At 56.9% G+C, this 6,793-nt stretch carries 7 protein-coding genes; all 7 read left to right on the top strand.

Features of this window, described 5'->3' with window-relative positions; genetic code table 11:
- The first annotated feature begins 63 nt into the window (after window positions 1–63).
- On the top strand, window positions 64–660 hold the full coding sequence (locus ACIQ5B_RS09545; RefSeq protein ID WP_397598812.1) for a J domain-containing protein: 597 nt from the start codon (window positions 64–66) through the stop codon (window positions 658–660).
- 10 nt (window positions 661–670) lie between these two features.
- Window positions 671–1,663, top strand: coding sequence for a cobaltochelatase subunit CobS (gene cobS, locus ACIQ5B_RS09550; RefSeq protein WP_395628582.1), 993 nt, complete (start codon window positions 671–673; stop codon window positions 1,661–1,663).
- Window positions 1,664–1,706: 43 nt separating this feature from the next.
- The gene (locus tag ACIQ5B_RS09555; RefSeq protein WP_397598813.1) at window positions 1,707–2,243 is read left to right on the top strand and encodes a peroxiredoxin; all 537 of its coding nucleotides are present in this window, start codon (window positions 1,707–1,709) and stop codon (window positions 2,241–2,243) included.
- Window positions 2,243–3,439 carry an alpha/beta hydrolase gene (locus ACIQ5B_RS09560; RefSeq protein ID WP_397598814.1) on the top strand — a complete coding sequence of 399 codons (1,197 nt, stop codon included), beginning with the start codon at window positions 2,243–2,245 and terminating at the stop codon, window positions 3,437–3,439. Before ACIQ5B_RS09555 ends, ACIQ5B_RS09560 begins: the two co-directional genes overlap by 1 nt.
- Window positions 3,439–5,253, top strand: a complete 1,815-nt coding sequence (gene cobT / locus ACIQ5B_RS09565) for a cobaltochelatase subunit CobT (RefSeq protein WP_397598815.1) — start codon at window positions 3,439–3,441, stop codon at window positions 5,251–5,253. Before ACIQ5B_RS09560 ends, cobT begins: the two co-directional genes overlap by 1 nt.
- A 317-nt stretch (window positions 5,254–5,570) precedes the next feature.
- On the top strand, window positions 5,571–5,762 hold the full coding sequence (locus ACIQ5B_RS09570) for a hypothetical protein (RefSeq protein ID WP_397598816.1): 192 nt from the start codon (window positions 5,571–5,573) through the stop codon (window positions 5,760–5,762).
- Entirely contained in the window at window positions 5,759–6,616 is an 858-nt protein-coding gene (locus ACIQ5B_RS09575) for a fatty acid desaturase (RefSeq protein WP_397598817.1), read from the top strand. Before ACIQ5B_RS09570 ends, ACIQ5B_RS09575 begins: the two co-directional genes overlap by 4 nt.
- Window positions 6,617–6,793: the final 177 nt, after the last annotated feature.

Genomic DNA, 6,793 nt, shown 5'->3' on the forward strand with positions numbered 1-6,793 from the left:
GTGCAGGGCCTTTTTCCATAAGCTCTGTATTCCCATATCCGCAGTTTTTCGCCAAGGGGAATTATGGATTCGCGGCAGCCCTTTGACCGATTTCACGGCCGCGTTCGCGGTGCACAGCGGCATTGCGCGCATCCGCACTGCCGCGAAGCAGGCGAATTTCGCGCGCCTGACCCACATGGCCAGCGCGCGTCGGCAAATGGACCCGGCGACTATCAATATCTGTGCCTTGAACATGTGCGGCAGTTTAATGCAGGCTATAACTGGTTCGCCGGCATGACCGCCGAAGAAATTATGGAGGCGCAAAGCCCCATCAACGTCTGGCCAAGCGAAACCCGTGCCTTTCGTGCCAGCGGCAATGTCGATTCGCCGCCCAAATGGGCGGACTTTAAAGACCCGTTGGATGCCATATCCACACGCTTCCGGTCGCGCATGCCCAAGGAACGTGCCGACGGGCAGTTCCTGTCACCTGAGGACCGCAAAGCGCTTAAGACGCTAGGGCTTGGCGAGGATGCGGATAGGCGCGCCTTACGCAGCGCCTATTCGGCCAAGGTCCGCGCCTATCATCCTGATAAAAATGGCGGCAACCGGTCTTATGAAAAGGCTTTGCAAGACGTCATTGCTGCCTATACGCACCTTAAAACATCGCCCGCCTTTATTTGACGAGAACGACATGACTGACATTCCAAATATCCAGCCCAACAGCAGCGACACGACCATTCTAGCTGCCCCTGACAAAACCGTCAGCGTGCGCGAAATGTTCGGCATTGACGTCGACATGGAATGTCCTGCGTTTTCCGTTGCCGATGAGCGCGTTCCCGATGCCGACGACAGCTATGTCTTTGACCCCGACACGACGCTCGCGATCCTTGCTGGCTTTGCCCACAACCGCCGCGTGATGGTTCAGGGATATCACGGCACAGGTAAATCGACGCATATCGAACAGGTAGCCGCGCGTTTGAAATGGCCGTGCATCCGTATCAACCTCGACGCGCATATCAGCCGTATTGACCTGATCGGCCGCGATGCGATCGTTCTGCGCGACGGGCAGCAAGTCACTGAATTCCGCGAAGGCCTTTTGCCTTGGGCGCTGCAGACACCGACCGCTTTGGTGTTCGACGAATATGACGCCGGCCGTCCGGACGTGATGTTCGTGATCCAGCGCGTGTTGGAGACCGAGGGCAAGCTGACATTGCTCGACCAGAACCGCGTCATTCGCCCGAACCCATATTTCCGCCTGTTCGCGACTGCCAACACCGTTGGCCTTGGCGACACCAGCGGGCTGTATCACGGCACGCAAGCGATCAACCAGGGTCAGATGGACCGTTGGAACATTGTCGTTGGCCTGAACTATCTGCCCGCGCAGGTCGAAAGCGAAATCGTTTTGGCCAAGGCATCGGGCACCGATGCCGCGACCGTCGCCAACATGGTCAAGGTCGCCGAAATGACGCGTCAGGGCTTTATCAATGGCGATATTTCGACGGTCATGAGCCCACGGACCGTCATCACGTGGGCCCAAAACACCGCCATTTTCAAAAATGTCGGCTTTGCGTTCCGCCTGTCGTTCCTCAACAAATGTGACGATGCCGAACGCGCGTTGGTCGCGGAATATTATCAGCGCGTCTTTGGTCAGGATCTGCCCGAAAGCGTCGTTGGCAAGTTATAAGCATATTGGCCATTTCGCCGAAACACCGTTGAAGGGACCATTTATGAAACGCACTGCTCTTATTCTGGCGCTCGCACTTAGCGCATCGCCTGCATTCGCTGCGCTCAAGCCCGGCACGCGCGCGACCGATTTCACCACGCAGGCTGTTTTGGCGGGCGACGTATACACCTATAATTTGAACAAGGCCCTGAAACGCGGCCCCGTCGTTTTATATTTCTATCCCAAGGCATTCACCGCGGGCTGCACGGTCGAGGCGCATGAATTTTCCGAAGCCGCCGATGATTTTGCAGCCTATGGCGCATCCATCATTGGCATGTCGGCGGACAATATCGACACGTTGAAGCGTTTTTCGGTGGAAGCATGCCGCAACAAATTCACCGTTGGCATCGCGTCCAAACCGGTCATCAAAAATTATAAGGTCAGCCTGCCCATCATGGGCGGCACGAACCGCACGACCTACGTCATCGCACCGGATGGAAAAGTGTTGTTCGCGTATTCGGAACTGGGCGTGAAGGGTCATGTGTCCGGCGCATTGAACGCGGTAAAGGCATGGCGCGCAGCCAATCCTAAAGGGAAATAATGCGCAAAGCTCCCCTTCTCCTTTTGCCGATGCTGCTGGCTGGCTGCACTGTGGCTGTCGAATATGGCGACATTCCCCACAATGTGCTGGCGGAAAACCCGCGCTGTAACCCGGCGGAAAATGACAGCGCATCGGTTAACGGAAAAGATTATTTCATCGTCACCAGCCGCCTGCCCGATTGCCGCGGCGATACTATTAAACTGACCAACCACCGCGCCGATCGCGTTCGATTTGGCCGGTTCTCGCCGCCAGAAACGATCAAGCCCGCCAAGGGCGACAAGCAGTTGGTGGTGCCTGTCGCGTTTCAGCCGGAAGACGCATGGTGGGATGGCCTGCGTGATGCCGCGAACCTGCGCAACGGCCGCGTCCTTTTATATGTGCATGGTTATCGCGAAACATTGCAAACCACCGCCCGCGACGCCGTCCAGATTGGCGCGATGAGCAATTTTGACGGCCCGATTATCCATTATAGCTGGCCATCGCAGGGCAATCTGTTGAGCTATGCCGTTGATGAAACCAACATGTATTGGGACCAGCGCAATTTCCGGAACTTCCTGACCAAATTGGCGCGCGCCGAATGGATCAAGGAAATCGTCATTGTCTCGCATTCGCTTGGCGCTCGGCTTGTCACGCCTGCCGTGGAATATGTCGACCGCACATCGACCAACGCCGATTCCAGCAATATTTCCAATATCATATTGGCCTCTCCGGATGTTGATCGTGAAGATTTCGAGCGCGATATCGCCGAAGAAGTGTTGGCCGCCCGCCGCGTCAACAACGACCGGCGCGTGACCGTCTACGCCTCGCTCAACGACCGCGCGCTTGCGGTGTCGCGCGCTGTCCATGGCTATCCGCGTCTGGGGTCACCTTATTGCTTCAGTCCGTTTGAAGCCAAGGAATTGAAAGCCAAAGGATTGCCGCAGCGTTGCTTTGCGAGCAAGACCAAATATCAGACAGAGCCTGCCAAAACGGGCTTTACCATCATTGACACCACCGACCTATCGGGCGGCGGCGCTGGCCATAGCGATTATTTGCGCAGCCTTGCCGTGTGCAAGGATTTTGCGGCGGTCGTGAATGGCGCGCGGACAACCGACGATCGCGTTGCGACCGCGCAGGCGCATGTCTTCACGCTGCGTGCGCCGGTTAAGCCGACGAAAGCAGACATTGCAGCGGCATGTAAGCGGGTGGCGGATTGATGGCGAACGAATCTCCACTTGAACAGTTCAAGCAAGTCCTGACCGGCACGGCCCGCGCGCTCGCGCATGAGCCGGAGATTGAACTGGCCTTCACCGCCGACGCGCCGACACAAGCGGGCAAAAACTTTAAAGTGCCCATGCCCGGCCGGTTGTTGCCGCCTGACCAAGTCGCCGAAGCACGTGGCTTTGCCGACAGCTTCTCACTGAAGCTCAAGCACCATAATGCCGCGCGCCATGCCGCCTTGCGTCCATCCGAAGTCATTGCTGGCGCTGCATTTGATGCGGTGGAAAATGCGCGCGTTGAGGCATTGGGTTCCCGCAATATGGCGGGTATTGCCGCAAATCTGGGCCACGCGCTTGAACTCAAATTGCGCACCGACCCGATCAGCCGCGCACAGTCCGCTGACGAAGTACCGATTTCGACCGCCTTATCGCTCATCGTGCGCGAACGCCTGACCGGCGCGCCTGTCCCGGACGCGGCGGTTGCTGGCGTCGATATGCTGCGCGGCTGGATTGAGGAAAAAGCAGGCGGCGATCTTGATGCACTTGCCCTCGCGCTTGACGATCAGGGTGCATTTGCCGCGCTCACGCAATCGATGCTCGAACATCTGAACCTGACCGAAGGCGACGTCGACCCGTCCGATGCTGATGAAGGCGGCGATGATGCCGAGGACAGCCAAGACCAAGATGGCGACAGCGACGATGATGGCGAAGGCGAAGCTGGCCAAGCCGAAGCGCGCGCTGAACCGCAGCAGGGCGAAGGCGAAGAAACCGAGGCCGATTATGACGGCGAGGATATGGACGATCAGGACGGTTCCGACGGCGAAATGGGCGATGACGGCATGCAGCCCGTCACCCCGCAACGCCGCAATTGGGACCATCTGCCGCAAAGCGATTACAAAATCTGGTCGACCAAATATGACGAGACCATCACCGCGACCGAGCTTGCCGACGAAGAAGAGCTGAACCGGCTGCGCGCCTATCTCGATCAGCAATTGTCCAACCTGCAATCGGTGGTGACAAAGCTCGCAAACCGTCTGCAACGCCGCCTGATGGCGCAGCAAAACCGCAGTTGGGATTTCGATCAGGAAGAAGGCATGATCGACGCAGCGCGGCTCGCGCGCATCGTCGTCTCGCCGGGCAGCTCGCTGTCGTACAAGATCGAACGCGAAACCGATTTCCGCGACACCGTGGTGACCTTGCTGATCGACAATAGCGGATCGATGCGCGGACGACCGATCAGCATCGCGGCGATCAGCGCCGACATATTGGCACGCACGCTGGAACGCTGCGGCGTGAAAACCGAAATTTTGGGCTTTACCACCCGTGCGTGGAAGGGCGGTCAAGCGCGTGAGGATTGGCTCGCCGCTGGACGGCAGCCCATGCCCGGCCGCCTCAATGACTTGCGCCACATCGTCTACAAAAAAGCCGACGAGCCATGGCGTCATGCCAAGCGCAACCTTGGCCTGATGATGCGCGAAGGTTTGCTGAAAGAGAATATCGACGGCGAAGCTTTGCTTTGGGCGCACAACCGCCTGATCGCGCGCGCAGAAGACCGCCGCATTTTGATGGTGATTTCCGACGGTGCGCCAGTTGATGACAGCACCTTGTCGGTCAACCATGGCGGCTATCTGGAACAGCATTTGCGCAAGGTTATCGAAATGATCGAAACGCGCTCGCCCGTGCAATTGGTCGCGATCGGCATCGGCCATGATGTCACCCGTTATTACAAACGCGCCGTCACCATCATGGACGTTGAACAATTGGGCGGTACGATGATCGAACAGCTCGCCGGCTTGTTTGACGAGGAATAGCTTGCCTTTCACACAGCTACGCCGCGGCGTGGGCAAGCAATCCGTTGAGACGGGTTTTAAATATTACCGTAGCCCTGAGCAGCAGGCAGCGCCTGCGTCCGTCGAAGGGTGCATCTCGACTGTAGCGCAACACTGACATTCGGACCTTTTAAACTTTAATTACCGTCACCCTGAACTTGTTTCAGGGTCTTACTTTCGCGGCGGAAAAGGCAAAAATTAAGACCCTGAAACAAGTTCAGGGTGACGGTTGGATGTAAAAGGTTGGAAGACGCAAGCTGCCTTGACCTAATCGCGCATTTCCAGCATTGTCGACACCAATGTCAGTAGTGAAATCTCTCTTCTTTTTCGGGCCCTTGTTCTTTGGCCTCGCCTTCCTTGCGCCTTTGGTTGCGCAAGTGATGGTCCGGCTGGATGTGAACGCACCCTTTGCGTTGTCGCCACTGCAATTCGGCCTGATTATCGGGACGGTGCTGGGCTTGATCGCGACATATCGGGGCAAATGGATATGAATAGTCAAAGCCTGCGCGCGCGGGAAAAGGCAATTGCCGAAAAGTTTATGGGCGGCATTCCGTGGCTCATGGTGTTTTGGGGCATCACGAACACCGCCATTTGGATCGCATTATGGCCGTTGGTCTTTACCGGCATTATGCCGTTGTGGCTTGGCTTCATCATCGCGACGATCAATATCACGGCAAGCTACCTGCCCTCGCATGATGCCCAACATTATATCATCGCGCCCAAGGGATCAAAACTAGAATGGTTTAACGAGCTTGTCGGACACTGGTCGCTCATTCCGTTAACACTGCCGCTACGGACGGCGCGGATCACGCATATGGCGCATCATAAGCACGCCAATGATCCGCTGTTGGACCCCGATTATTCGACCCACGCAACCGGCCCGTTGCACGCAATATGGAAAACCATCGTCAACCGCCAACCCCGTGCCGAAGGGGGCTTTAACCGCTATGGCCAGCTGTTGCAGCAGTGGGACAGTCCAGCCGCGAAGTCCGCTTTGACGGACGCGATTATCAGCAAAACATTGTTCTTCGGCATTCTCGCCGCTTTGGCATTGAGCGGCTATGCGATAGAGGCCGCGTTGCTGTGGTGGCTGCCGCGGCATTTGGCGTTGACCTATATTTCATTCTACCTCAGCTGGGCTCCGCATCATCCCGGCGCCGAAAAAGGACGCTATAAGGACACCAGAGCCTTCAAAAGCCGCATGGGCAATATCTGGTCATCGGGCATGCAATATCACATCGTCCATCATCTTTACCCCACGATCCCGCTGAACAAGACCCCCGCGGCATACCGCGCGCTCCGCCCGATATTGTTGCAGCGCGGGTGTAATCTCGACCATATGTAGGCGAATTGGGCGTCCGACCGATATTCGGCCCTTTTAAACTTTCATTACCGTCATGCTGAACTTGTTTCAGCATCTTACTTTTTTGACCGCGGTGGACAAAGTAAGACCCTGAAACAAGTTCAGGGTGACTTTGAGAGATTGGAGGTGGGTTGACCTACGCACCCATTTCCAGCATCG

It is taken from the genome of Sphingorhabdus sp., from assembly GCF_044374345.1.
Classification (GTDB): Bacteria; Pseudomonadota; Alphaproteobacteria; order Sphingomonadales; family Sphingomonadaceae; genus Sphingorhabdus_B.

Bases quoted from the DNA above. Each gene is read 5' to 3' on its own strand.
- ACIQ5B_RS09545 (WP_397598812.1), top strand. From the start codon at position 64: ATGGATTCGCGGCAGCCCTTTGACCGATTTCACGGCCGCGTTCGCGGT.
- cobS (WP_395628582.1), top strand. From the start codon at position 671: ATGACTGACATTCCAAATATCCAGCCCAACAGCAGCGACACGACCATT.
- ACIQ5B_RS09555 (WP_397598813.1), top strand. From the start codon at position 1,707: ATGAAACGCACTGCTCTTATTCTGGCGCTCGCACTTAGCGCATCGCCT.
- ACIQ5B_RS09560 (WP_397598814.1), top strand. From the start codon at position 2,243: ATGCGCAAAGCTCCCCTTCTCCTTTTGCCGATGCTGCTGGCTGGCTGC.
- cobT (WP_397598815.1), top strand. From the start codon at position 3,439: ATGGCGAACGAATCTCCACTTGAACAGTTCAAGCAAGTCCTGACCGGC.
- ACIQ5B_RS09570 (WP_397598816.1), top strand. From the start codon at position 5,571: ATGTCAGTAGTGAAATCTCTCTTCTTTTTCGGGCCCTTGTTCTTTGGC.
- ACIQ5B_RS09575 (WP_397598817.1), top strand. From the start codon at position 5,759: ATGAATAGTCAAAGCCTGCGCGCGCGGGAAAAGGCAATTGCCGAAAAG.